General features: G+C 71.4%; 20 protein-coding genes. 8 read left to right on the top strand and 12 right to left on the bottom strand.

All coding sequences use genetic code 11. The annotated features are described in order from the left end of the window. Window positions 1-232: 232 nt before the first annotated feature. From QQK49_RS03465 to QQK49_RS03445, 5 genes are all read left to right on the top strand, one after another. The gene (locus tag QQK49_RS03465) at window positions 233-1,219 is read left to right on the top strand and encodes a hypothetical protein (RefSeq protein ID WP_284302720.1); all 987 of its coding nucleotides are present in this window, start codon (window positions 233-235) and stop codon (window positions 1,217-1,219) included. Beyond that, on the top strand, window positions 1,167-1,532 hold the full coding sequence (locus QQK49_RS03460; RefSeq protein WP_284302718.1) for a hypothetical protein: 366 nt from the start codon (window positions 1,167-1,169) through the stop codon (window positions 1,530-1,532). The genes QQK49_RS03465 and QQK49_RS03460 overlap by 53 nt, the downstream gene beginning before the upstream one ends. Beyond that, window positions 1,529-2,515 carry a hypothetical protein gene (locus QQK49_RS03455; RefSeq protein WP_284302716.1) on the top strand — a complete coding sequence of 329 codons (987 nt, stop codon included), beginning with the start codon at window positions 1,529-1,531 and terminating at the stop codon, window positions 2,513-2,515. The genes QQK49_RS03460 and QQK49_RS03455 overlap by 4 nt, the downstream gene beginning before the upstream one ends. Window positions 2,516-2,571: 56 nt before the next feature. Then, window positions 2,572-3,621 (top strand): glycosyltransferase, encoded by a 1,050-nt coding sequence (locus tag QQK49_RS03450; protein WP_284302715.1) that lies wholly within the window; start codon window positions 2,572-2,574, stop codon window positions 3,619-3,621. A 180-nt stretch (window positions 3,622-3,801) separates the two neighbouring features. Beyond that, window positions 3,802-4,857, top strand: coding sequence for a hypothetical protein (locus QQK49_RS03445; RefSeq protein WP_284302714.1), 1,056 nt, complete (start codon window positions 3,802-3,804; stop codon window positions 4,855-4,857). Between the two features lie 29 nt (window positions 4,858-4,886). Here the strand turns inward: QQK49_RS03445 and QQK49_RS03440 are convergent, their stop codons facing one another. Beyond that, complete coding sequence (locus tag QQK49_RS03440) at window positions 4,887-5,480, bottom strand: acyltransferase (protein WP_284302712.1); 594 nt, start codon at window positions 5,478-5,480, stop codon at window positions 4,887-4,889. Window positions 5,481-5,951: 471 nt separating this feature from the next. Between QQK49_RS03440 and QQK49_RS03435 the strand changes: the two genes are divergently transcribed. Beyond that, complete coding sequence (locus tag QQK49_RS03435; protein ID WP_284302711.1) at window positions 5,952-7,028, top strand: glycosyltransferase family protein; 1,077 nt, start codon at window positions 5,952-5,954, stop codon at window positions 7,026-7,028. Then, window positions 7,025-7,675, top strand: a complete 651-nt coding sequence (locus QQK49_RS03430) for a hypothetical protein (protein ID WP_284302710.1) — start codon at window positions 7,025-7,027, stop codon at window positions 7,673-7,675. Before QQK49_RS03435 ends, QQK49_RS03430 begins: the two co-directional genes overlap by 4 nt. A gap of 43 nt (window positions 7,676-7,718) precedes the next feature. On the opposite strand, the gene QQK49_RS03425 is transcribed toward QQK49_RS03430, so the two are convergent. Continuing rightward, entirely contained in the window at window positions 7,719-10,301 is a 2,583-nt protein-coding gene (locus tag QQK49_RS03425) for a glycosyltransferase family 4 protein (RefSeq protein WP_284302709.1), read from the bottom strand. Between the two features lie 111 nt (window positions 10,302-10,412). Here QQK49_RS03425 and QQK49_RS03420 point away from each other — a divergent pair, with 111 nt between their 5' ends. Further along, on the top strand, window positions 10,413-11,894 hold the full coding sequence (locus QQK49_RS03420) for an O-antigen ligase family protein (protein ID WP_284302708.1): 1,482 nt from the start codon (window positions 10,413-10,415) through the stop codon (window positions 11,892-11,894). Window positions 11,895-11,915: 21 nt separating this feature from the next. Here QQK49_RS03420 and QQK49_RS03415 read toward each other — a convergent pair whose 3' ends face one another. The 10 genes from QQK49_RS03415 to QQK49_RS03365 form a co-directional block, all read right to left on the bottom strand. Continuing rightward, the gene (locus QQK49_RS03415; protein WP_284302707.1) at window positions 11,916-12,533 is read right to left on the bottom strand and encodes a glycosyltransferase; all 618 of its coding nucleotides are present in this window, start codon (window positions 12,531-12,533) and stop codon (window positions 11,916-11,918) included. Continuing rightward, window positions 12,506-15,127: a glycosyltransferase gene (locus QQK49_RS23545; protein ID WP_348536073.1), complete on the bottom strand. Its 2,622-nt coding sequence runs from the start codon at window positions 15,125-15,127 to the stop codon at window positions 12,506-12,508. The genes QQK49_RS03415 and QQK49_RS23545 overlap by 28 nt, the downstream gene beginning before the upstream one ends. 146 nt (window positions 15,128-15,273) lie before the next feature. After that, window positions 15,274-16,524, bottom strand: a complete 1,251-nt coding sequence (locus QQK49_RS03400; RefSeq protein ID WP_284302706.1) for a hypothetical protein — start codon at window positions 16,522-16,524, stop codon at window positions 15,274-15,276. A gap of 28 nt (window positions 16,525-16,552) precedes the next feature. Beyond that, window positions 16,553-17,689: a glycosyltransferase gene (locus QQK49_RS03395; protein WP_284302704.1), complete on the bottom strand. Its 1,137-nt coding sequence runs from the start codon at window positions 17,687-17,689 to the stop codon at window positions 16,553-16,555. Continuing rightward, window positions 17,686-18,615 (bottom strand): ABC transporter ATP-binding protein, encoded by a 930-nt coding sequence (locus tag QQK49_RS03390; RefSeq protein ID WP_284302703.1) that lies wholly within the window; start codon window positions 18,613-18,615, stop codon window positions 17,686-17,688. The genes QQK49_RS03395 and QQK49_RS03390 overlap by 4 nt, the downstream gene beginning before the upstream one ends. Further along, window positions 18,593-19,465, bottom strand: coding sequence for an ABC transporter permease (locus tag QQK49_RS03385; protein WP_284302702.1), 873 nt, complete (start codon window positions 19,463-19,465; stop codon window positions 18,593-18,595). Before QQK49_RS03385 ends, QQK49_RS03390 begins: the two co-directional genes overlap by 23 nt. Before the next feature lie 69 nt (window positions 19,466-19,534). Next, on the bottom strand, window positions 19,535-19,903 hold the full coding sequence (locus QQK49_RS03380) for a glycosyltransferase (protein WP_284302701.1): 369 nt from the start codon (window positions 19,901-19,903) through the stop codon (window positions 19,535-19,537). After that, window positions 19,900-20,748 (bottom strand): glycosyltransferase family 4 protein, encoded by an 849-nt coding sequence (locus tag QQK49_RS03375; protein WP_284302699.1) that lies wholly within the window; start codon window positions 20,746-20,748, stop codon window positions 19,900-19,902. Before QQK49_RS03375 ends, QQK49_RS03380 begins: the two co-directional genes overlap by 4 nt. After that, window positions 20,745-21,833: a glycosyltransferase family 2 protein gene (locus tag QQK49_RS03370; RefSeq protein ID WP_284302698.1), complete on the bottom strand. Its 1,089-nt coding sequence runs from the start codon at window positions 21,831-21,833 to the stop codon at window positions 20,745-20,747. The genes QQK49_RS03375 and QQK49_RS03370 overlap by 4 nt, the downstream gene beginning before the upstream one ends. A gap of 174 nt (window positions 21,834-22,007) precedes the next feature. After that, entirely contained in the window at window positions 22,008-23,321 is a 1,314-nt protein-coding gene (locus QQK49_RS03365; protein ID WP_284302697.1) for an LCP family protein, read from the bottom strand. Window positions 23,322-23,626: the final 305 nt, after the last annotated feature.

Raw genomic sequence — 23,626 nt, 5'->3', positions numbered from 1 at the left:
GCAACTAGACTGAAGCGGCATTCCGACTGGCCGGGGGCCGCCGGGATCGTGTTGAACGCTCGACAAGGGGAGACAACGTGGCCACAACGGCCGAGAACAACCGTGACCCGTGGGGGCGGTCACTGGCGGCGACTCTGCGCCGGTGGTGGTGGATCCCTGTCGTCCTCGGGCTCGTCGGTGCAGTCGTGGGGGACTCGCCGGCATCTCAGCTCCGAAGACGGCCGAGGCTCTCGTGCGCGTCCAGACATCCAATCCCGATCCGCAGGCCGTCGCCGACGCCGTGCAGAGCGCGATGCTCGAGGCGTCCTCGCGTGACGTCTTCGAGTCGGCCGCGCAGAAGACCGGCGCCGACATGACGACCCTGCGTGAGAATGCCGAGGTCACCGCGGTGGTCAAGACGACGTTCCTGTCGATCAAGGCCACCGACCGCGACGCCGAGACCGCCGCGCGCATGGCCAACGGCCTCGCCGACGCCGCGGTCGAGGCGAGCAATGCGCGCATCAACGACGAGCTCACCGAACTCACCCGCACCACCGGCGTACTCATCAAGCAGCAGCCGCTGACCGAACCCGACGCCGAGCAGCAGCGCGTCGCCCGCCTCGGTGGCCAGCTGGCCGACCACCAGGGCACGCTGCTCATGCAGTCCCGCCGTCTCTCCCTGCTGCAGGCAGCCGAGGCCGCGGGCGCCGAAGGACCCTCCACCGCGCTGCTCGGCGCGATGGGTCTGCTCGGCGGAGTCCTCGCCGGTGGCGCCCTCGCGCTCGTGTTCGGTGGCCGACGCGGCCAGATGACCTCGATGACCGAGATGCGTCGCGTCTACCCCGACCTCGAGTTCGTGCCGGCCCGCGAGCTGCCCACCGTCATCAGCATGGAGGCCCGTGACATCGACCGCGTCGTGCTCACCGGCGTCCGTGCTCCGGCAGGTGCGGTCCGCGGCCTGGTCGAACCCGTCGCCGCCGGTTTCCACGCCGGCGGTCGCGAGGTGGCCGTCACCGACGACCTGGCCGCGTTCGGCCGGGACTCGATGAACGGGAACGGGCGCCCGCGCACGGCCACCCTGCTCCAGACCCCTCTCACGAGCGCCATCCTCAAGCGCGCCGCACGAGACGAGAACGCGATGGTCCTCGTCCTCGTCCGTCCGCACAAGACCCGATTCGAGTGGCTCGATGAGCATGTCAACCAGTTCGGCGACCGCGTATGCGTCGTCGTCGACGGCTGACCGCCGCGGCGCGTCACGCCGGAACGGCCGTGGGGTCGCCGGCCGGTACGACCCGATCCGGTGGATCGTCTGGCTGTTCGTCCTGAACATCCTCTTCCAGCGCATCTCGATCCCGGGAATCTCGATCCCGTTCACCGTCCCCATCACCGTGCTGTGGTGTTTCGCGGCGTGGCGGTTCGGGATCCTCGCGGTCGAGAAGCGCCGGATGATCCTCTGGATGGGGGCTGCCGCGGCGTCGTCCGCGGTGGTCCTCCCCAGGTCCTCTTCGTCGACCGCCCGTTCATCAGCGTCAACAGCTGGCTGTTCTGGATGACGATGTGGTTCCCGGTCATCTTCATGATGGTCGACCGCTCGGCGCTGACCTACCGGCGCATGATGGAGGCCGTCACCACCGTCGGCCTGTGGCTGAGCTCGCTGTCCATCGTCTTCCTGCTCTCGCAGTTGGCGGGGGTGGCCTACCGGGACTGGCTGTTCGACATCCTGCCGCGCTCGCTGCACGTCGAGGGCTTCGCGATCAGCTACCCCATCGTGTGGGACAGCCCGATCTACAAGTCCAACGGCTGGATCATGCTCGAGCCGTCGTTCATGTCGTTCACGCTCGGCGTCTGCTTCATGACCGCGCTGCTCACGCGCGCCCGGGTGTGGAAGGTCGTCTGGCTCTTCCTCGGCATCCTCACCACGGTCGCCGGGTCGGGGTTCGCCATCATCGGCGTCGGCGTCCTGGCGATGCTGCTGTGCGGCCAGTACTCGCTGCTGCGGCGGTACGTCATCCCGGGTGTCATCGTCACGGCGATCGCGATCCCGACGGCCATCGGGCAGGTGTTCGTCGAGCGCGTCACCGAGGTCGGCGAGACCAACTCCTCGGCGGCCATGCGCAGCTTCGAGCCCTACCTCTACCTCGTGCCGCGCTGGATCCACGAGCCGTGGTCGGTGTGGGTCGGGTTCGGTGCCGGCTCCTCGCGTCAGGCCGTCGAGGGCAGCGGCACCGACGGCCTCATCGCCCCCATGGTGGGCAAGGTCTTCTACGAGTACGGATTCTTCGCCGGCGCAGCGCTGCTGGCGCTCGCGGTCGTGCCGTTCATGCGGGCTCACGAGCGGGCCCTGGCGGCCACGCTCCTCGCCCAGTTCTTCCTGCTGCAGCCCCCGGCCCAGCCGATCATCGTGCCCGCGTTCATCGTGGTCACGCTGTGGTCGCCGGCCCCCTGGGGATACCAGGAGGCGGGCACGGGCGACGACGAGGAGGAACCGCCCGACAGGCGTCGCAAACGCCGACATCTGACACGACAGGCCGACTGACGCGCGACGCGCGACGACCGACGACCGACGACCGACGAGCGATCCGAGGAGAGACGATGACGACCCACCCGCAGGTGAGTGTGCTGATGCCGGTCCTCAACGAGGAGGCGGCGGTCGCCGAGGCCGTCGCGTCGGCGCTGGCGCAGTCCGATCACGGCGTGGACGTCGAGGTCCTCGTCATGAACGGGCCGTCCGTCGATGCGACCGCGCAGATCGTGGCGGGACTCGCCGCCGGTGACCCGCGGGTGCGGTTGGTGGACAACCCCACCGGCACCATCCCGGCCGCCCTCAACATCGGACTCGCCGCGGCCCGTGGGGAGTTCGTGGCCCGCATCGACGGCCACGCGTCGGTGAGCCCGGACTACCTCGCCCGCGCCGTCGCGCATCTGCGGCGTGATCCCGGGTTGGCCGCGGTCGGAGGCATCCGCAACGGTGTGGCTCGCAGTGCCGGTGGCCGCGCCGTCGCCCTCGCGTTGTCGAGCCCGTTCGGCGTCGGCAACTCCATCAACCACTTCGGTGAGGAGTTCTGCGAGACCGACCACGCCTCGTTCGGCGTGTACCGCACCGAGGTCGCCCGTGCGGTCGGCGGGTGGGACGAGGCGTTGCTCGTCAACGAGGACGTCGACTTCGACCACCGCATCCTCGGCCGGGGTCACCGCATCGCGTTCGACCCAAAGATGCACATCTACTGGCACGTGCGCGAGAGCGTCAAGGACCTGTTCCGCCAGTACCGCCGGTACGGCCGGGGCAAGGCGGCGATGGTCCGCAAGAACGGTCGCGAGGCCATCCGCGCCCGCCACCTCGCCGCCCCGGTGGCCGTGGCCGGAACGGCCGGGCTCGCGCTGCTGGCGACGCGATTCCCCAGGTCGGCGGTGGCGTTGTACCTGCCGTACGTGGCGGGAGTCACCGCCGCGAGCGTCCACGCCTGGCGTGGCCGCGGCGACGCACCGGTCGACCCGAAGGCCCCGAGCGCGGACCGCTCGGTCGACCCGACGTCCCTCCCGGGCGCCTTCATGGCGATGCACTACGGCTGGGGCCTGGGCTTCCTCGAGGGCTACGTCCTGCGCAAGACCCCGGCCCAGTCCTCGGCCCGCCTCCCGACATAGCAAGCCGGGCGGAGGGCGATCCGCGCCTTCTCGCCGAAACCGCCGCCTATAACGGGCGGTTTCGGCGCGCACCCTCCCCATCGCCGAAACCGCCCGTTATAGGCGGCGGTTTCGGCGTTATCAACAGGTCGCGTCATCGAGGGGCCCACACAGGCTGCGACATGGATTCATCTCGATGTCATGCGTTCACTCGAGGGGGACTCCACCGTCCCCGCGCCCCTTGATCTGACCAGTTCCGAGGTCATGCTGAGTCGGGATCACGACCCGCTCCACCTCCTCGCCGAACACCGATCCGGAGAAGTCGTCCGCATCGAACACGGTGCGTACCTGTCCGTACACCGCCTTCGAGAGCTGGAGGGCTGGCGCAGAAGTACCACGGTGCTGCGAGCCCGGTGCGTCGCCGATGCCGCCAGGCTCAGCCCACAGACCGTGTTCAGCCATGTGACCGCCGCTGCCCTCCTCGGGCTGTGGGTGCCGCCCCGGATCGAGGTCGTTCACGTCACGCAGACGTTCAAGACCAAGAGTCAGCGTGACACCATCGTCCGTCACCACCGGCCGTTGAGCGACGACGACATCACACAGATCGACGGCGTCCTGGTCACCGGCCTCACCCGCACGGTCATCGACTGCATCACCTCACTCCCGGTCGAGTGGGCCCTGGCCGTGGCCGACAGCGCCATGCGTCTACGCCTTCCTCCACGACGGCGCGATCAGCCTCACGACCGCGACGAGGTCGAGGCCCTCCGCGAGGAGTGGGTGAGGTATCTCGCGCAGCTGGGTCCCATGCGGGGGTGTCGACAAGCGCGCGACATCCTGCGGCGGGCTGATCCGGGGTCCGAATCTCCCGGTGAGTCTCGTCTGCGCTGTGTCGCGCTGGCGGCCGGCCTGCCTGCGCCGATCCTCCAGATGCCCGTCCACACTGCCGAGGGCCTGTTTCATGCCGACTTCGGCTGGGCGCTCGGCCCGCCTCATGACCGCACATTCGCCTGCGTCGAGTTCGACGGTCGGGGAAAGTACGAGGATCCGTCGGAGCAGTCCCGAGAGGAGGCACGTCAGAGCGCCATCATCGCGGCAGGTCATCGCCTCGAGCGCTTCTCAGGAGAGGACCTTCTCAACGAGGTGCGGCACCTCATCCTCCCGAGACTCTTCGCCCTGGTGCCGGAGCTGGTGGAGGCACGAGAGCCGGTCGTCCACCTCAACCCGCGCCCCCCACGACGCCGAAACCGCCGCCTATAACCGGCGGTTTGGGCGTGGGCTCTCGTGCGTCAGTTCTCGCGGGTCAGGGTCTCGCCTTCTTCTCGGTAGGTCTCGCCCGTCTCGGGGCAACGGTAGGTGCCCTCGCCCGCCTCCTCCAGCGGGACTCCGGCTCGTCCGACCCACCTGATCCGTCGGGCGGGGACCCCCGCCACGAGGGCGTGATCGGGCACGTCCTTGGTCACCACCGAGCCCGCGGCGACCATCGCCCACGCGCCGATCGTCACGGGTGCGACGCACACGGCACGCGCGCCGATCGAGGATCCCTGACGGCACGTGACCCCCACGGCCTCCCAGTCGTCGCCGCGCTTGAGGGTGCCGTCGGGGCTGATCGATCGCGGGTAGTGGTCGTTCGTGAACACCACCGCCGGTCCGACGAACACGCCGTCCTCGAGCACCGCCGGCTCGTAGACCAGCGCATAGTTCTGCAGCTTGCAGTTGTCGCCCATCCGCACCCCGGTGCCGACGTACGCGCCGCGGCCCACGATGCAGTTCTCGCCGAGCACGGCCTGCTCACGCACCTGCGCGAGGTGCCAGACGCTGCTGCCCTCACCGATGATCGCGTCGTCGGAGACGTCTGCGCTGGGCTGGATACGAACGGTCACGTGCGGCCTCCTGCGGGAACGGGTGAAGACATGCTCGCGCCCAGCGTAGAGGCAGCGCACCGACGCACGCCCGGGACGCGCGGATGCCCGACGCGCGGGGGCGCGGCGTGGTTCGACCTCGCCCTCCCCCGATACTGTGGCCGGAGCCGCAGCCCCGCGGTTCCGTTCGCTCCCGGCCGACCTCGGAGGTCCCGACATGCCGACGCAGGCTCCGCACGTGCTCTATGTGGCGTGGGGATTCCCACCCTCTCGCGGCGGCGGGGTGTACCGGGCGCTCGCGACGGTCAACGCGTTCGTCGCCGAGGGCTTCGACGTCACCGTCCTCACGGCCGACCGGGAGACCTTCGAGAAGTACACCGGCGTCGACGCCTCCCTCGAGGAGCAGGTGGCGGACGGCGTCGAGGTGGTGCGGGTGCCGTTCGAGTGGCCCGCGATGGAGACCGACCTCCGCTCCTGGTCGACCCTGCGCATGTGGGCCCCCGGCAGTGGCGCAAGCGGCGGACCCGCCTGGACCAGAAGGACTTTCCCGAGACCGGATACGGTCCGTGGCGGGCGCGCATCGAGGAGGCGGCGCTCGAGATCCACGCCCGCCGGCCCGTCGACCTGACCGTCGCCACCGCCAACCCCAACGTCGACTTCTGCGCCGCGGCCGTCCTCAACGCCGAACACGGCGTGCCGTTCGTCATGGACTACCGCGACGCCTGGATGCTGGATGTGTTCGACGGCGGGCTGCTGCACGAGGAGGGCGGCCGCGCCGACCGCATCGAGCGGAGCCTGCTGGCGGGCGCGAGCGAGGTCTGGTTCGTCAACAACCCGATCCGCGAGTGGCACGTGAAGCGCCACCCGGAGGTCGCGCCCCGGATGCATGTCGTGGCCAACGGCTACGACCCCGACTTCGCGCCGACCGCCCGCACCGACGCCTCCACCGGGCCGCTGACCTTCGGGTACATCGGCACGGCCTCCTCCAAGGTGCCGATGAAGGAGTTCGCGGAGGGCTGGCGACGGGCCCGCTCCCGCGGCGGCGACATGACCGACGCGCGCGCCCAACTGTGGGGCTACCTGGGGTTCTACTCGACCCCGGCTCCCGCGCTGCTCAAGCTCGTCGAGGAGCACGACGACGACGGCCTGTCCTACGAAGGGCCGGTGCCCAAGGCGCGGGTGCGCGAGGTCTACGACACCTTCGACGTGTGCCTGCTCATCCTCGGCGCGGGGCTGTACGTGACCAGCGGAAAGGTCTTCGAGTACGCCGCGAGCGCGCTGCCGATCGTGTCGGTGCACGACCCCCGCAACGCCGCGACCGACGTCCTGCGCGAGTATCCGCTGTGGTTTGCCGTGGACGATCTCGACCCCGACACGATCGCCGACGCCCTGATCCGCGCCGCTCACGCCGCGCGTACCGCGGATGAGGCCACGCGCCGCGCCTGCGCGGACTTCGCCCGCCGGTACGCCCGCGACCTGCAGATGGGTCCGCGCGTCCGGGCACTGCGGGAGATGGTGGCCTCGAACGGTTCTCAGCCAGAGACGCACACGAAGGAGGCGCAGCGATGAAGGTGGTGCTGGTCGACACCGGACGCGGCCGCAACGTCGCGTCCGTCGAACTGTGGCGGTCGCAGTTGCAGCTGGAGCACGGGGACGACCTCGCTCTCCTGTCGTGGAATCACCCGAGGGTCGCGCTGCCGGTGGTGGATCAGCTCGTCTTCGGCCCGACGCTGGACTGGGGCCGGCCCGAACCGGTCCGCCCCAACGTCACGGTGCCACGGCGGGTGCCGGGGCCGGTCGGGACGACGGCGCACCTGTCGAGGACCGACCCTCGCCGGGTCACCGCGGCGCTGCGCTGGCGGACGCGACGACTGACCCGCGCCGCGAGCCGGCGCCTGACCCCGATCACGCGCCGCCTGCCGCAGCCGCTGGCCTCGCCGATGTCGGCGCTCAGCAGCAGTTCCCCGCTGGGCGTGCGGCTGCGGTCGGCCCTCGGCGTCCGCTCCGACGGGGTACCCACGGATTTCGCCATCGCTGTAGCGCGCTCGGCGCAGGCCGCGGAGCTCGCCTCCTGGGCCGACGTCGTCGTCCCCTTCGACGCCCGCTCGCGCAAGGCGGCCTGGGTGCTCGCCAAACGTGTCTCGACCCACGAGGCGCCGATGGACATGACGACCGCGGTCAAGATCATCGAGGCACGGCGACGCGCGCACGGGTGAGCGGCGCGGCGCCGCCCGGCTCCCGCTCTACCTGCTCCCCGCTCTACCCGTGCAACCGCAGGTGTTCGGTGAGGATCTGGGCCGACCGGCGTCCGTCGTGCCACTCGTGCGCGTACGTCTGGCCGGCCCTGGCGGCCTCGCGGCCTCGGTCGCGGTCGGCCACCAGGGCTCGGATGACGTTCTCGAGGGTGTCGGGGTTCGCCTCGACGATCGGGCAGCCCGGCACCTGCTCGCGCACGGCATCGACGACGTGGCTGAGCACGATCCGGCCGGCGAACATCGCCTCGACCGCGGCGGCCCCGTAGGCGCCGAGGGCGAACTGGTCGAGGACGATGTCACAGTCCTTGACGTGGCTCGGCATCTCCTGCGGCACGACGTTCTCCAACCGCCGGTACTCGATGAGCCCTTCGGACTCGAGCAGCAGGCCCACCCGGTCGGCGGCCTCGGTGCCCTTGATGCGGGCGCGGCTCGGCACGTGCAGCACCACGGGCAGCTCACGGTCGAACGCGGTCGGCTCGGCGTGCCACACGCCGGGGTCGCCGACCACGGGCAGCCAGATCGAGCCGGGCACGTCGAGCAGCAGGTCCGGCGTCGAGACGAACACCGGCCCGACCTTGCCCTCGATGAACACCTCGACCTTGGGCATCAACTCGTTGCGCTGGGTCTGCAGTGACGTGGTCAGCGGGTCGAGCGGGTCGGTGTACGGCGAGTACGGGGTCCGGCGGGTGTTGAGCTCGGGGTCGCGGATCTCGGAGCCGTGGAAGATGAGCCCGACGCGGATCCCGACGGCCCGCAGCGCCTCGGCGTCGGTGACGAAGTCCCGCCCGTACCGCGTGCCGATGAGCGAGCGGCCGGTCTCGATGAGCGCGTGGGTCCAGCCGGCGTTGATGCGCTGCTGCAGATCGGCCGAGAAGCGCTGATTGGTGCGGAACACGCTCCAGGGCACGACCTCGTCGGCGTCGAACGTCAGCGGCCCGCCGCGGTCGACGGCGACGACGTAGGTGTCGACACCGGGGACGTGGCGTTCCACGGCCTTGGCCCACGCCCAGCCCTGACCGGCGGCGTTCGTCGCGCCGATGCCGAGGACGCTGGGGCGTTCGTCGCGCCACAGCGGTTCCTCGGTCACCTGCGAGAGGTCGGTCGGGGTCTGCGGCTCGATCAGCCGGTCGCCGCCGACGAGGCCGCGGTACACCTCACGCAGGCCCGCGGCCTGACGGTGCCAGTCGTAGGGCGCGAGCATCTGGGGGTTCTCGGTGATGTGCCGCCGCAGCTCGGGCGCCCGCTCGAGTACCCGGCGGGCCGCCCGGACGAAGTCCGCGACGTCCTCGGCGCGGTGCACCTCGCCGACGTCGTGGCCGCGCACGAACTCGGCCTGCGCGCGGCAGTCGCTGACGAGCAGGGGCAGCCCGGCGTGCAGGTACTCGAACAACTTGTTCGCCAGGGCGAATTCGTGGCTGCCGAAGTGGACGAGCGGGATGATGCCGATGTCGGCGGAGGACACGTAGGCCGACACGTCGTCGGGGGCGACGGGGTCGAGCAGGTGCAGGCGGTCGGCGACCCCGAGCCTGGTGGCGAGGTCGGCGAGGTCGCGGGCGGGGCTCACCTCGGCGCTGGGCACGCACACGACCGCCAGGTGCACACCGGGCAGGTCGGGCAGCGCGGAGACGGCCGTCTGGATGCCCCGCGCGGCCGTCACTCCCCCGGCGTACACGAGCAGCGGTGTGTCCGGCGAGAGTCCGCACACCGCACGGATGTGGTGTCGACCGATCTCGAGGTCCCCGTCGAGCACCGGCGAGTTGACGACCACGCCGGGTCGCCTCGGCAGTGAGTGTCGTTGCTGCAGTTCAGCGGCCAGGGCGTCGGTGACGGTGACGACGGCGTCGGCGAAGGGGATGAACTCGCGTTCCAGATCGACGTAGGCCGCGCGCACCCGCGCGGTGCGCGGCGGGTACAGCGACAGGCCGGGTACGAACTCGTGGGCGTCGTAGATCCACCAGGCGTCCCGCCCCTGTGCGCGACGCCGGGCGACCGCGCGGGCGGCCGTGCCCATGTGGTGGACGTCGTGGGCGTGGATGACGTCCCAGTCGAGCCGGTCGACGAGGCCGGAGTACGCGAACTCGTAGTCGTCGATCGCGGGCAGGTCGCGGCGCCAGGACGCCAGGCGGGTCTGGCCGTCGTACCAGTCGAGTGCGGAGGCACGCCACTCCTGCTCGGTGTGGCTGAGTCGCTCCTGCAGGCGACCGAGCCGCGTGCGCATCGAGGCGCCGACCTTGGTGGCCTTGGCCCGCAGTTCCCGCTCGCGTCCGCCCAGTTCGGCGGCCTCCGCGCTGCGGAGCCGGGCCCGACGCACGACCATGCGGCGCTCGGAACCGGTCATGTCGGGGACGAGGGACCCGGCCGTGAACCGGTCGCGGCGGTCGCGCGCCTTGTCGCGCAGCCGCCAGGCGACGGGGACCCGGTGGATCTCCACGCCGCCGAACGAGGTGTGTTCGGGGTACCCCTCGTCGCCGTACCCGATGACGGTGACCCGAGCCCCGCCGTCGGCGACGGCCAGGGCACTCTTGAGTACCCGGGTGTCATGCCGAATATTGTTCCCCACCAGCATCAACACGTGCATGTCACCCATGGCTCGTCACTCTACGCGAGCACCCCTGGCCCGGCGGGCCGGCCACGCGAGGAACCGCGGCCCGCTCCCGGCCTCCCACGGGTTCGCCCGTGGCTCACCTAGACTCGGCGCGTGCCAAGCCCAACCGAGTCCGGTGCGGGGGCCACGTCTCCCCGCCGGACGGGTGCCGTTTTCACGGCCCTCGCCGGAGTGCTGACCGCCGGGATCATCCTCATGATCCAGGCCGGCGGGCTGGTGTCGAACCCCCTGTACGCCGCCGACCTCATCTGGCCGGCCTACCTGGGTCTGCTGGCGGCAGGGGTGCTGCTCTCGGTGCGGACGCGGGTGTGGCGCAGCCCGGCCGTGTGGCTGTTCCTCCTGTTCTGGATCGTCCTCGGGGCGTGGATGCCGTACGCGCTCGACGTCGCTCCGCACACGCGGCTCGCCGAGCGGGAGGCGGTCGGGCTGGGCTATTGCGCGGCGTTGTCCGTGGCCGTCCTGCTGGCCGGGGGACGAGCGGGGTTGCGCTGGTGGCGCATCGGCTGGCTGCTCGGTCTCCTGCTCGTCGGCGGCGTCGGCGTCTGGGAGCTCGTCACCGGCGACCACCTGTGGGTCACCCCCGAACGCCCGTTCCCCTTCCGGGGGCGCGTCGCGGTGGCGACGTACATCAACCCCAACAACTTCGGGATCGTGCTGCTCTCGATGATCGTCGCGCTGCTGGCGTGGCGGGCGACCGCGCGCGATCGGCGGGTGCGGATCGCGCTGGTTGCGGCGGCGGTCGGGGCCGGGCTCCTGGTCCTCGCCTCCCAGAGTCGCGCCGCGGTCCTGGGGCTGGTCCTCGTGCTGGCGCTGGAGATGGCACGCGTCGTGGCGGCGCGCCCGGGCCTGGTCCGCGACGCGGTGACCCGCCACCTCCGCCTCACCGTCACCGCGCTGGTCGTCGTCGCCCTCGCCGTGATCAGCACGTTCGTCGTGCCGGCGCTGGCCACCCGCAATCCGATCCTGCGGATGATCCAGGACGCGATGCAGCCCGAGACCGGGCAGTCGGATCTGTTGCGGGTCGCGCTGATCCGGGTCTCGCTGCGGTACCTGGCCGAGTCCGGTTACCTCGGCACCGGCGCCGGGTCGTTCGAACCGATCATGTGGAACGACCCGAACTCCGGCATCGCCATCGACGCCAACCTGCACAACGCGTTCTTCGAGCTGCTGAGCCAGTACGGCGTCGTCGTCGGAGCCGCGCTGGCGCTCGTGCCGACGCTCCTGCTCGTGGTGGCGTGGCGCAGCCGGCTCAGCGCCCGGCTGCGCCCGCAGGTGGCGATCGTGCGCACCGAGATGCTCGGACATCTGCTCGTGTTCGTGGCCCTGGGATTCACCGCGAGTTCGTCGCTGGCGCTGCCGGTCTGGTGGCTCATGCTCGCCAACGCCTGCGCCTGCGCGGCGGCCCTGCGCGACCGCACCCACGGGCGCGGGACCGATCGCGGACTCCGGGACGACGTCGACCGGCAGGCGGCGCAGAGCACCCGCCTGGCGGGGGCGTTCACGCCGAGAGGCCGGACGGTGCCGGCGGGCGAACCCACCGCCCGGCGCACCCCCGGGGCCTCACGCACCCGCTGATCAGCTCTGCCGACCCGCTGATCAGCGCTGCCGCCCCATCTTCTCCCGCCCGCTCGCCACGGCCCGACGTCGACGAGCCGCGATCGCGCCCAGGTCCTCCACCAGCGGCGTCATCTGCCGCACCCGCTCGAAGGACTCGGCGTACCGCATGGCCGCCTCACGCTGCTCCGGCGTGACCGTATGCGCCAGACGCTCGGCCTCGACGAATGCCTCGGCGACGTCGGCCGCTTCCAAGGACCGGGCCTTGACCACGAGCGGGTAATCGTCGAGCACGTCGGCCACGGCGCAGTCGGGTTCGTACAGGCCGACGACGGGCTTGCCGGTGGCCATGTACTCGAAGACCTTGCCGGAGGTGACGTACGGCGAGTCGGCGACGATCATCACGAGCACGTCGATCGCGGCGTAGGCGGCCCCGATCTCGGCCTTGGCCACCGGACCGTGCCAGGTGCAGTCCTGGGTGGGGTCGCCGGTCGGCAGCACGTTCGCCACCGCCCGACTCACGCCGAAGAACCCCAGGTGGCCGTACAGGTTCATCGTGGCGCTCTCCATGCGCGGATCGGCCTTGGCCACCCGCCACCCGGCCCACACCTTGTCGTGCGGTTGATTGCCGGTCAGCGTGCCGACGTACCCGAACCGCACACCCTCCTGCGGCGTCGAGGCGTCGGCGGGGCTCCCCGGCCTCCTCGACGGCGTCGGTGAGCGTGGTGAGCACCGAGGTGTCGTAGCCGTTCATGACGACGGACATCTTGTCGGCGTAGGCCGGGTAGGTCTTCTGGTGCCAGGCCAGCAACGGCGTGTTGACGAAGCAGATGCGCTCGGCGCCTGAGAACGTGCGCTCCTCCCAGGTGTAGGCCGGGTGGCCCTCGGGGAAGGCGAGTTCGTCGGTGAACAGATCGAGGGTCCACGAATCGCGCGAATCGAGCACGTACGGCACCCCGGTCGCCTTCTTGAACAGCCACGGCGCCTGGTAGCAGGAGTAGGGGTTGCCCGTCGCGACGACGACGTCGAGGGGGTGCGCGCGATGCACCCGCATCATGCGCGTGAGCAGCCCCGGCACCCACGAGCCGTACTGGTCGAGCCAGATCGAGCGGATCGCCCGCGTCGACAGGCGCCGGTGCAGTTCGGGAAAGTTGCCGCGCAGCCACGAGAACCGGCGTGGGTGGCTCTCGAGGTGCTGCATCGGCAACGCGATGCGCTCCACCTGCACGCGCGGGTCGATGGACTCGAGCAGGCTCTGGTCGGAGGACTGCGTGATGTGCTCGAAGAAGTCGGGGGTGACCGTGAACACGGTGACCTCGAAGTCGTTCTCCACCAGGTGATTGGCCAGCGCCAGCATCCGGTAGACGCCGCTCGCGCGCGAGGGCGGGAAGTAGAACGCGACGAGCCCGACGTGTCCGCGACTCACGCGGCACCCCCGCCCTGCTGCGCCTCGATCTTGCGGCCCCACCAGTGCGCCACGTGCCGGGCGGTGAACGGCCCGGAGTGGTAGGCGGCCTCGGGGTGCTTCTTGAGCAGGCGGTAGGTGAGCTGGGTGAACCGGCTCCCGCCGTGGACGACGACGTCGACGTGGTCGGCGGTGTAGAGCTCCGGTTGCGATTCGGCGCGCCGGGCCATGACCAGGCCGCGCACGAGCAGCCAGGGGCGCCGGTAGATCTGGCGCTCGGAGAACCCGGAGGCGCGCGCGTGGAACGTGCCGGCACGGGCGAGCAACTTCGTGGCCTGCGGACGCCTGGACTCGGGCAGCTTCTCGGCCAGTCGACCGGCCTGGCGCAACACGGCGCGGGGGCGCGGTCGATCACGGTCCGCTCGACCTTGTGCAGCGTGTTGTACCGCTCGGGCTCCCCCACCGCGACGAGGGACATGCCGGGCGGGACGACGCCCGCGGTCATCGACTCCAGGTCGACGGCGACCACCTCGGCGCCCATGTCGATGGCGCGCTGGATGCCGTGCATGAGCCGGCGCCACTGGACGATGCCCTGGAACACGACGACGATGCGCAGGTCGCCGGGCTCGGTCAGCGGTGTCTCGGCCGGCTTGCCCAGCACGTGCTTGTGCAGCAGATCGGCCACGCGCTCGACCCCGTAGTAGCCGCACAGCGTGTCGCGCACCCGCGTCAGCTCGGCGAGGGTGACGTCGCGACGCAGCGACTCCACGGCGGCGACGACCTCGGCGGGTGTGGGGTCGCGGGGGACGAACGCCGCGGTGCCCACGTCCTCGGGCAGCGCCATCGTCTCCTCCGGTCCACCGCACCTGGTGACGACGACGGGCAGTCCGCTCGCGGCCGCCTCGATGAGGGTGATGCCGAAGGTCTCGTACGCCGACAGGTGGACCAGGACGTCGTGGGTGGCGAGGAACGAGCCGACGAGCGAGGGGTCGACCATGCCGGCGAACGTCACCCGGTCGGCGAGCCCCAGCTCGCCGACGCGCTCCTCGAGCTGCGCGCGCAAGGGTCCGTCGCCGACGAGCGTGAGGTGCCAGGGCCGCTCGGGGTGGCCCTCGACGGCGAGGGCGAAGCTCTCGACCAGCCGCTCGACCCCCTTGCGCTCGATGAGGCTGCCCACGTAGAGCCAGCGGTCGGGGCTACGCATCGGTGCGGCCCGCAGGGGGATGTCGTCGAACCGGACTGGGTTGGGCACGGCCCAGATGATCTCGGCCTGCTGCCCACAGAGCCGGCGCAGTACGCCCGCGGACTCGTCGCCGACGGCGATGACGGCCTGCGCACGCGCGACGGCGGCGCGGTAGTCGGTGGCGGCGTCGAAGTCCTTGAACACGGCCCGCACGTAGGTGGCGTGCTCGGTGATGACGAACCGGGTCGGGCGCGCCAGCAGCGGCGCGACGGCGGCGCCGGTGGGGGCTCCCACATGCGCGTTGACGTACGTCGCCTCACGGATGTGGTGCAGCGCGTGCTCCAGCAGCGCCTGCCGCTGGATGTCGATGGCCTCGTGCCGCGGCGTCATCGGATCCATCGGGGCGTACACCCGCACGACCCGCGCCTCGGGACGCTCCTCGACCTCCGCCCAGGAGGCCCGCGTCTCACCCTCGACCGGGGTGGAGTCGACGTGGACGACCGTGATCGGGTCCCGGTGGTGCCGGGCCAGGGTCGTGACGGCGTCGCGCACGAAACTGCCCCACATCGGGTTGTCCTGCGTGGGGTACCAGGGCGTGACGACGACGAGTTCGTCGTACCGCTCGTCGGGGTCGGGCGGGGTGTCGAGGGGGCTGACGTCCGTCAACGGGTTCTCCTCAGGCGAGGCAGGTGGGTTCTGCGCCAGCCTAACCGCGCCCTCCGTCAACCCTTCGCTGGGACGCGCACGTCCCGACCTCCCCGCCGAAACCGCCGGTTATAGGCGGCGGTCTCGGCGCGAAGTGGGGGCGATCCTCAGCCGAGGAAGGTCGCCAGGGCCTGCGCCGAACGGGTGCCGTCGTGGACCCGGCGCACGAATCCCGGACCCGCGGCGGCCGTCGTGCGGGCGGCGTCGCGGTCGTCGAGGATGCCGTGGATGACCTCGACGAGGTCGTCGGGGCCCGCCTCGACGATCGGCACCTCCTCACCGCACGCCTCACGCACCCGCGCGCGCACCGACTCCCCCACGGAGGCGACGACGACCCGACCGGCCGCCATCGCCTCGGCCGCGGCGACGCCGTACAGGTCGAGGACGAACTGGTCGAGCACGATGTCGGCCTCGCGGTACTCCCGCAGCATCCCGGCGCGGTCGAGCCCCCGCAGGGTGCGGTACTCGACGACGCCCGCCTCGTGCAGCTCGGTCATGAGCGGGTCGATGAGGTCGCTGCCCTTGAGCCAGCCGTTGCTCGGCGCGTGCACGACGATCGGCCGATCCCGGTACAGCGGAGTCGTGTCCGTCGCCCAGAGGTCTGCGTCGACGACGACCGGGCACCAGATCGCGTCGGGCGCGTGATCGAGCAGGTCGGGGGTGGACACGAACGACGGCCGCCCCGATTCGCGCAGGTAGGGGCCGTTGCGGTCGGTGAGGCGCTGTAGCCGGACGACGCGGGGGTCGCTCGGGTCGGTGAACGGCGAGTGCGGATGGGTCGCGGCGTGCACGTCGGGCGCCCGGATGTCGGAGCCGTGCGAGAGGTGCGCGACGAGGAGACCGAGCCGCTCGAGCGCCCGCGCCTCCGCGGCGCAATCGGCGAAGAGCGTTCCGGTGACGGGGCGTTCGGCCTCCACGAGCACGTGCGTCCAGCCGCGCAGGGCGGTCAGCTGCTCCCGCTGCCAGGCGAGGTCGCGAAAGACCTCGGGCTCGACCTCGTAGTCCACCGGAAATCGGATCGGGCCGGCCACGCTCATCGACGTCGCCCCGACCTCCGGATCGCCCAGGTGCCGCTCGACCGCGCGCGCCCACGCGTCTCCCTGACCGGCGAAGTTGGCGGGCCCCACCCACAGTCGCGTCGGAGTCTGCGGCGGCGTCGGTCGAGCCTGCGCCGCCCGGTCGAGGAGCTGCGGCGTCGCGACGACCCGCCCCGCCCGCTTCTCGGCCGTGCGCACCAGCGACGCGGGTGCCTGACGGCGCAGATCGACCAGCCCGGTCTTCACCTGCTGCTTCGCGCCACGCGGAATCCGCGCGAGGACCCGCCCACGCAGACCCGCACCGGCACTCACGGCATTCATCCCGGCAGCCCGGGCCCGCGGTCGGGACTCACGGCGTCTCCGGACTCGCGAGCAGTTCGAGGACCGCGTCGGCGAACAGCGCGTAGGGGTCGGGTTCGCCGCGTTCGCGCCGGCCCCGGACCGAGGCCTCCAGCGCCTCCGCGCGCATCGCATGCAGCCGGTGCGGGTCCTCCGCCCACGCACGCAGGTGCTCGGCCACGGCGGCGCCGACGGCCTCGTCGGTGCCGGTTGGCACGACCACGCCGAGCGAGTCTCCCACCAGCGCAGCCTGTCTCGGCAGGTCGGTCGTGACGATCGGGAGGCCACAGGCCAGGTACTCCCCCGCCTTGCTCGGCAGGGCATCGCGGAACGCCGGGGTGTCGGCGAGCAGCAGCATCCCGACCCAGGCACCGCTCGCGAGCCGCCACGCCTTACGCGGAGGCCGGCGTCCGTGGAACGTCACGCGCCCGGCGAGGTCGGTGTCGGCGGCGAGGGTCTCGGCGAGGGCGTCGGCGTCGGCGGGCGCGACCGGACCGACGATGTCGAGCGACCACTGCGGCGCACCGCGCACCGCCTCGAGCATGGCGAACAGACCGCGGCTGGCGCGCACGTCACCGACGTACAACGCCCGCGGCGAGCTGCCCGGATCGACCGGGTCGGGCAGCATGCCCAGGTCGGGGTCGTTGGGCAGCACGAGCCGGTGGCGCGCGCGCAGCGGCGGGACGTGCTCGTCGGCGACCACCGTCATCGCGGCCCGGCCGGCGACGCGGTGGAACCCGCGCACCACCTCGCGCGCGACCCGCCCGGCAGCGCCCCCGAACGAGGCGGTCCAGGGCCGATCCGACAGCAGCGCGCCGAAGTCCTCGTGGACGTCGACGACGAGTTCACGGCCGCTCGCGACCACGGCCGCGTGCGCCGCGAGGGCGGAGTCCGGATCGAGGGAGATGAGCACCCGTCCGCCCGCACGAGCCGCCATCCGGGCCGCGAGCGCCGCCCGGCGCGCCCCGCCGACCCGACTCCACGTGCGCACCGAGGTCTCCGGCGGCCCGTCCTCGACCCGCCCCAGGCCCAGCACCTCGACCCGCAACCCCGCCGCCACCAGTGCAGCGGCCTCACGGTGCAGACGCGCGTCGGCGACGTCGTGTCCGGACGTCAGAAAGGTGACGTCGAAGGAGGTCGGGCTCACATCTCGTCCATGGTGCGCGGGGTCTTGCCGACCTTGACGAATTGCGTGTAGGCGTCGATGCAGGCCTCGGGAGAGTCGTGCATCATCACCTGGCCCTTGTGCAGCCAGATGCAGTCGTTGCACATGTCCTTGATGCTCGACAGGCCGTGGCTGACGAGGAACATCGCGCGCGCCGAGCTGCGCAGTTCCTCCATCTTGGCGTTGGCCTTCTCGCGGAACGCCGCGTCACCGGCCGACAAGGCCTCGTCGATCATGAGGATGTCGGGCTTCATGTGCACCGCGACGCTGAACGCGAGACGGCTGAACATTCCGGAGGAGTACGTGCGCATCGGCGCGTCGATGTAATCGCCGAGCTCCGCCCATTCCGCCACTTCTTCGGCGCGCTCGTTGACCTCCTGCCGGGAGAGTCCCGAGGCGAGCCCGCCGAGGATGACGTTCTCCCGCCCGGAGAGTTGCGCGTTGAACCCGACACCGAGCGCGAGCAGCGTGCTGGCGCGCCCCCATACCTCGACGCGACCGTCGGTGGGCGGCAGGATGCCCGCGATCGTGCGCATGATCGTCGACTTGCCCGCCCCGTTGGCCCCGATGATGCCGAGGGCGGTGCCGTTCGGGACGTCGATCGAAACGTCCTTGAGGGCCTTGACCTCCACGAGCGCGCGCTCTCCGCGCCCCGCCCGCACGATGGCGTTCTTGAACGTCGGTACGCGCTCGAAGGTGGTGCGGTAGGTGATCGACAGGTGCTGGACGCTGACCGCGAGGTCGGTGCGGTAGGAGTTGTCGACGTAGCTGTGCTCGACGTGCGCGGCCTTCTCGGCCTTGCGACGGGTCTTGTCGTCCTTGCGGTTGCCCAGGGCGAACGCGCCACCGACGGAGAACCCGGGTTTGTCGGACGATGCGGAGCGGTCAGAGGCGGACAGCGAAATCACGCTCCCTCATGAGGAAGTAGACGCAGCCGAGCACGAGGGCTCCGAACGCCCAGGCCAGGGCGAGCAGCCAGATCTCGGGGGCCGGGAAGATGCCTTGCTGCAACGCCTCGTTGTAGCCGCCGACCAGCGCGTACAACGGGTTGAACGCCGCGAAGGGGGCGAGCGCCGCGGGCAACTGGTCGATGGTCCACAGCACCGGTGAGGAGTAGAGCCAGATCCGCATGACGTAGGGAAGGAAGCTGGCCGCGTCGCGGAAATAGACCTGCAATGCAGCGAACAAGGCGGCCAGGCCCGTGGCGAAGATCGTCAGCAGCAGGAGGAAGATCGGCGCGACGACGAAGGTCGCGAGCGTCCAGGGGTTACCCGCCAGGATGTGGAAGATGAAGTACACCGGCACCGTCGGCAGGAAGCGATAGAAGCCCGTGCGGACCGCCGCGATCGGCAGGAGCAGCCGAGGCATCGCGGTGTTGAGAATGACCTTGCCGGCACCGGTGACCGAACTCGCACCGGTGTTGACGGCCCCCTGGAAGAAGTAGAAGACGAACAGACCTGCGGTCAGGTGGGCGAAGAACGACGCGTCGAACGGCTCTCCTGCCCGTCCGCGCAGCACGTCCACGAGGATGTAGTACACGAGCGCCAGCAGCAGCGGGTTGATGATGAGCCAGGCCTGCCCGAAGAACGTGCGGGTGTTGGCCGCGCGCATGTTCGCCTTGGACGTCTCGACGGCGAACTCGCGGCGGCGCCACAGCTCCCGCAGGTAGGTGCGCAGGGGCGGCATGCCGGCCTTGTGTGGCTCGTACCGGTGGTAGATCGGGGCGTCGTCGCCGTGGGGTGTGGTGACAGCACTCATCGCTGACCGTCCCTGAGGTCGGATTCAGCGTTCATGGTGCTCCTTACATGGATCGGTGCTGGGGACACGCTACTCATGGGACCGGCCCGAGATCCGGGGGTCGGTGCCCAGTCGCGTGTAGACCTCCAGGAGCCGGCGGCCGTCGGTCTCCCAACTGAGTTCCGGAGCCGCCTCGCGCACGGCCTGCCGCAGGGTGCGGTAGCCGGCCACGGCGCGGCGGGCGGCGTCGACGAGGGAGTCGGCGTCGCCGGGTGCGTAGAGAGTGCCGATGTCGTACCGACGCACGATGCGGGCGAGTTCGCCGACGTCGGTGGCGATGACGGGCACCCCCGCCTGCACCGCGTGGAACAGCTTGTTGGGCAAGGCGAGTCGGTGGTTCTCCCACCGGTCGGAGTGGGTGACGAGCACGAGCCCCGCGGCGAAGAGGTGCTGGGTCACCTCATCGGGTGTGCAGGGGGTTCGATGCGGGCGGTGCCGCGGTCGAAGGTCGCGAGCCACGTGGCGTCGGCCGGGCCGCGCAGCGTGACGGGCAGGCCCAGTTGCGCCAGGCGGCCACTGGCCTCGGCGACCGTCTCCAACTCGCGGAACGCCGCGAGCCGCCCCGCATAGACCAGGCCGCGAGGCCCGTGCCGATCCGGGTCACGCGGCCCGTCGGCGACTCCTCGCCGCGGCTGCACCGACAGCGGGAACGTGTTGCGCACCACCTCGACGTGGTCCCATCCGTACCGCTCGCGCAGCGCGTCGGCCACACCCTCCCCCACGGTGATGACGGCCGCCGCCCCCGCCCCGAGCTCGGACTCCAGCCGCCGTTCGCGCCGGTCCAGCAGCGGCGTCGGACGGTACTCCCGGGGGCGTCCGGTCCACAGCTCGTGGGTGTCGTAGACGTACGGCACACCGCGCTCGCCGGCCAACCTCGCGCCGGCCTCCAGGGCCGTGTAGTCGTGGGCGTGCACGACGTCGAACTCACGCCCGCGGGCGTCGGCGATCGCCCCGGCCGCCCAGCGACCGAACGCCGAATTACGGTGCTGCGGCAACAGGATCCAGCGTGCGAGCCGCATGTGCGGTGGCAGCCGCACGCCCGACAACGAGGGAGTTCCCTCGGCGCGGAACACCGAGGAGGTGCCCACGCTCGAACAGCTCACCCCGGCCGGCGGGACGAAGTCCTCCGGCACCGAGCGACCGATGATGTGGACCTCGTGACCGGCGCCGACCAGCGTCGTCGCCTCCCGCAGCACGCGGGTGTCGGTGGCCACCGTGGTCGCCACGAGCATGAGCACCCTCATGCGTCACGGTCCGTCGTGCCCTCGGCGCCGTCCGCGACGTCGCGCGCTGCGTCGTGCCCTGCGTGCTCATCGTGCTCGGCGACCGTGCGGGCCACGGTGCGCAGCCGCTTGGGGCTGGTGATGAAACCCAGTCCCCAGCACCAGTGCATCGTCGCGAGCACCGCGGGCGTCTGCAGGCGGGTCGTGAGGGACTCCCCCGCGCTGATGGCCACGCCGCCCACGGTGACGGCCGCGCCGTACGCGAGCGGCACGAGCAGCGCCGCCCGGGTGCGTCGCGAGGCCAGGCCGAGCAGGGTGGCCGCCGAGGTGCCCACGACCATGGCGGGCGGCGCGAGGTAACGCAGGTTGATCGTGCCCTCGTGGCGGGTGGCCACGACGCGACGCCACCGGCCGTAGTTGAAGTACTGACGCGCCAGCGCCATGAAGGTGCCGCGGGGGCGGTAGGTGACGGTGAGGTCGGGCACGAACCACACGAGCCCACCGGCGGAGCGGATGCGGTGGTTGAGCTCCCAGTCCTGGGCGCGCGCGAAGTGCGAGTCGTAGCCACCCGCGGCCTCCAGCGCCTCGCGGCGGAACACCCCGAGGTACACGGTCTCGGCCTCCCCGGCCTCGCCGCCGACGTGGAATCGCGCGTTGCCCACCCCGATCCGGCTCTTCATCGCCGCGGCGACCGCCCGCTCGAGCGGGGTGCGGCCCTGGGCGTCCATGATGCCGCCGACGTTCGCCGCACCCACCCGCAACAGCTCGGTGACCGCGGTGGCGAGGTAGCCGTCGCAGAGTTCGGCGTGTCCGTCGACGCGCGCGATGATCTGGTGCCGCGCCGCGCCGATGCCGGCGTTGAGGGCGTCGGGCGTGCGTCCGCTGGGATTGGCGACGATGCGTACGCGCGGGTCCTCGGCCGCGAGCGCGTCGGCGACCTCCTGCGTGCGGTCCTTGCTCGGCCCCACGGCCAGCACGACCTCGAGCTCACCCGGGTACTCCTGGGCGAGCACCTGCCGGACCGCCGCGCCCAGATGCCGCTCCTCCTGCAGCACCGGCATCACGACGCTCACCGCGGGCAGGCGGGCCGACTGCTGTCCGCTCACGTCGTCTCTCCCCGTTCCCTCATCCGTTCGTCCTGCTCGTTCCGGCTCCCGGTGCCGGTCGTCCGCCCCATTGTGCCGCGCCCCTGCGCGACCTCGTGCCAGGCCGTGGGTCACGGCACGCCGCAGATGAGCCCGTCGTCGTCCTTGACGCTGAACCGGTACTGCTCGGCGTCCTCACTCCCCCGGACCCGGACTGCGCGGAGCCGGACGTCGACCGCGAGGAGTCGCCCCCGGCGTCGAGGTGCGCTGCGAGCCCGACGTCGCTCCCGACGTCGACCCGCTCGTGGACCCGCTTGTGGATCCCCGCCTCGACCCGCTCGTCGCCCCACGGCCCGTCGGGTCGGGGTCGCCCGCGATCGTCTTCTGCACGATCTCGTGGATGCGCTGCGGGTCGTAGTTCCACGGCTGGATCAGCGGCGGGGTGAAGTTGACCGTGGTCATGTCGCCGTCGCGGGCCTTCATCGCGAGCGCCCCGAGCCGGCCGAGATCGCCTGAGGGGATGTCGGTCTCGACGGTGCCGCCGGAGATCTCGGCGATGTCCTGCGCCTTGAGGATGACCGTCTGCGGGTCGAGCTGGTGGAGCATCGCGGTCATGACGCACTTCTGGCGGGCCATGCGGTCGTAGTTCGACGCGCCCTCGCGCGAGCGGGCATACCAGAGCGCGTGATACCCATCCAGCGTCTGGCGGCCGGGCTCGATCCACCCCGAGATCGGCGAGGTGCCACCGCCCATCGGCGTGCGGCGCCCGACCTGCACGTCGACTCCCCCGACGGCGTCGACGAACCGGCGGAACCCGACGAGGTCGACCATCGCGTAGTACTGGATGTCGAGCCCGGACAGCGCCTCGACGGCCTCCTTGGTGGCCTCCGCCCCGGGGTTCTTGACCTCCGGCGGAAACTGGTCGCGATGCTCGGTGCCCCACTGGTACAGGCCGTTGAGCAGGCACTGGTCGCCGCAGTTCCAGCCCTCGGGCATGAGCCGGGCCATCGTCGAGCCGGGCCGGAAGTTGATGTTCTCGGTGTCGCGGGCGAACCCGAACAGCGCGCTGCGTCCGGTGGCGGCGTCGACGCTGGCCAGCATGAGGGTGTCGGCCCGCACGCCCCTGCGGTTGGAGCCGGCGTCGGAGCCGATGAGCAGCACGTTGTACCGGCCGTGGGAGGGCGCCTGCCGCTCGGAGGCGTTGAACACGTTGGTGACCGCCGTGCGCCCCGCCCACACCAGCCACGCCGCCGTGAACAGCGACCCGCTCGTGAGCAGCATGAGCAGCGCCGTGAGGAACGCCACGAGGCGGCGGGTACTCGGCTGCACCCGCCGCAACCGGGCGAGCCGCAGCGCGTCGAGGAAGAGGAACGCCCAGAACAGCCCCGCGACGACGAGGAACGCGGCCAGCGCCCCGAGGAACCACGGCCCGGTGACGATGCCGAGCAGCATCCCCGGGCTGATGAGGTAGGTGAGCGCGGCGAGGACCGCCAACCCCAGGACGAGCACCGCCCCCGCAACGCGCTGCGCCCCAACCGGCGGTTGCCGGCCACGATCTGCGCCGACCCCGGCGCCACCAGCGTCAGCAGGACGAGCGTGAACGCCCGCCGCCTGCGCAGCCGCGGCGTGAGGGCCTCGGGATCCGAGAGCGACGACGATCCCCGCCGGACCTCGATCGTGTCGAGGCCCGGGTCGTCGCGGTGGCGACGGCGTGAATCGTCTTCAGGGGAACTCATGGTCGCCAAGTATTCCTGTTCACCTGAGCGCAATCTGGGCAGGGTCGGACCCGTGTCGCGAGCCCGAAAACACGACGA

Source organism: Mobilicoccus caccae, from assembly GCF_030161635.1.
GTDB lineage: Bacteria > Actinomycetota > Actinomycetes > Actinomycetales > Dermatophilaceae > Mobilicoccus > Mobilicoccus caccae.
The sequence above is the reverse complement of the archived record's forward strand: the minus strand, read 5'-3'. Positions and strand labels throughout refer to the sequence as shown.

Bases quoted from the DNA above. Each gene is read 5' to 3' on its own strand.
- QQK49_RS03400 (WP_284302706.1), bottom strand. From the start codon at position 16,524: ATGAATGCCGTGAGTGCCGGTGCGGGTCTGCGTGGGCGGGTCCTCGCG.
- QQK49_RS03375 (WP_284302699.1), bottom strand. From the start codon at position 20,748: ATGAGGGTGCTCATGCTCGTGGCGACCACGGTGGCCACCGACACCCGC.
- QQK49_RS03445 (WP_284302714.1), top strand. From the start codon at position 3,802: ATGCGTTCACTCGAGGGGGACTCCACCGTCCCCGCGCCCCTTGATCTG.
- QQK49_RS03430 (WP_284302710.1), top strand. From the start codon at position 7,025: ATGAAGGTGGTGCTGGTCGACACCGGACGCGGCCGCAACGTCGCGTCC.
- QQK49_RS03455 (WP_284302716.1), top strand. From the start codon at position 1,529: ATGACGATGTGGTTCCCGGTCATCTTCATGATGGTCGACCGCTCGGCG.
- QQK49_RS03460 (WP_284302718.1), top strand. From the start codon at position 1,167: ATGAGCATGTCAACCAGTTCGGCGACCGCGTATGCGTCGTCGTCGACG.
- QQK49_RS03425 (WP_284302709.1), bottom strand. From the start codon at position 10,301: ATGGGTGACATGCACGTGTTGATGCTGGTGGGGAACAATATTCGGCAT.
- QQK49_RS03385 (WP_284302702.1), bottom strand. From the start codon at position 19,465: ATGAGTGCTGTCACCACACCCCACGGCGACGACGCCCCGATCTACCAC.
- QQK49_RS03450 (WP_284302715.1), top strand. From the start codon at position 2,572: ATGACGACCCACCCGCAGGTGAGTGTGCTGATGCCGGTCCTCAACGAG.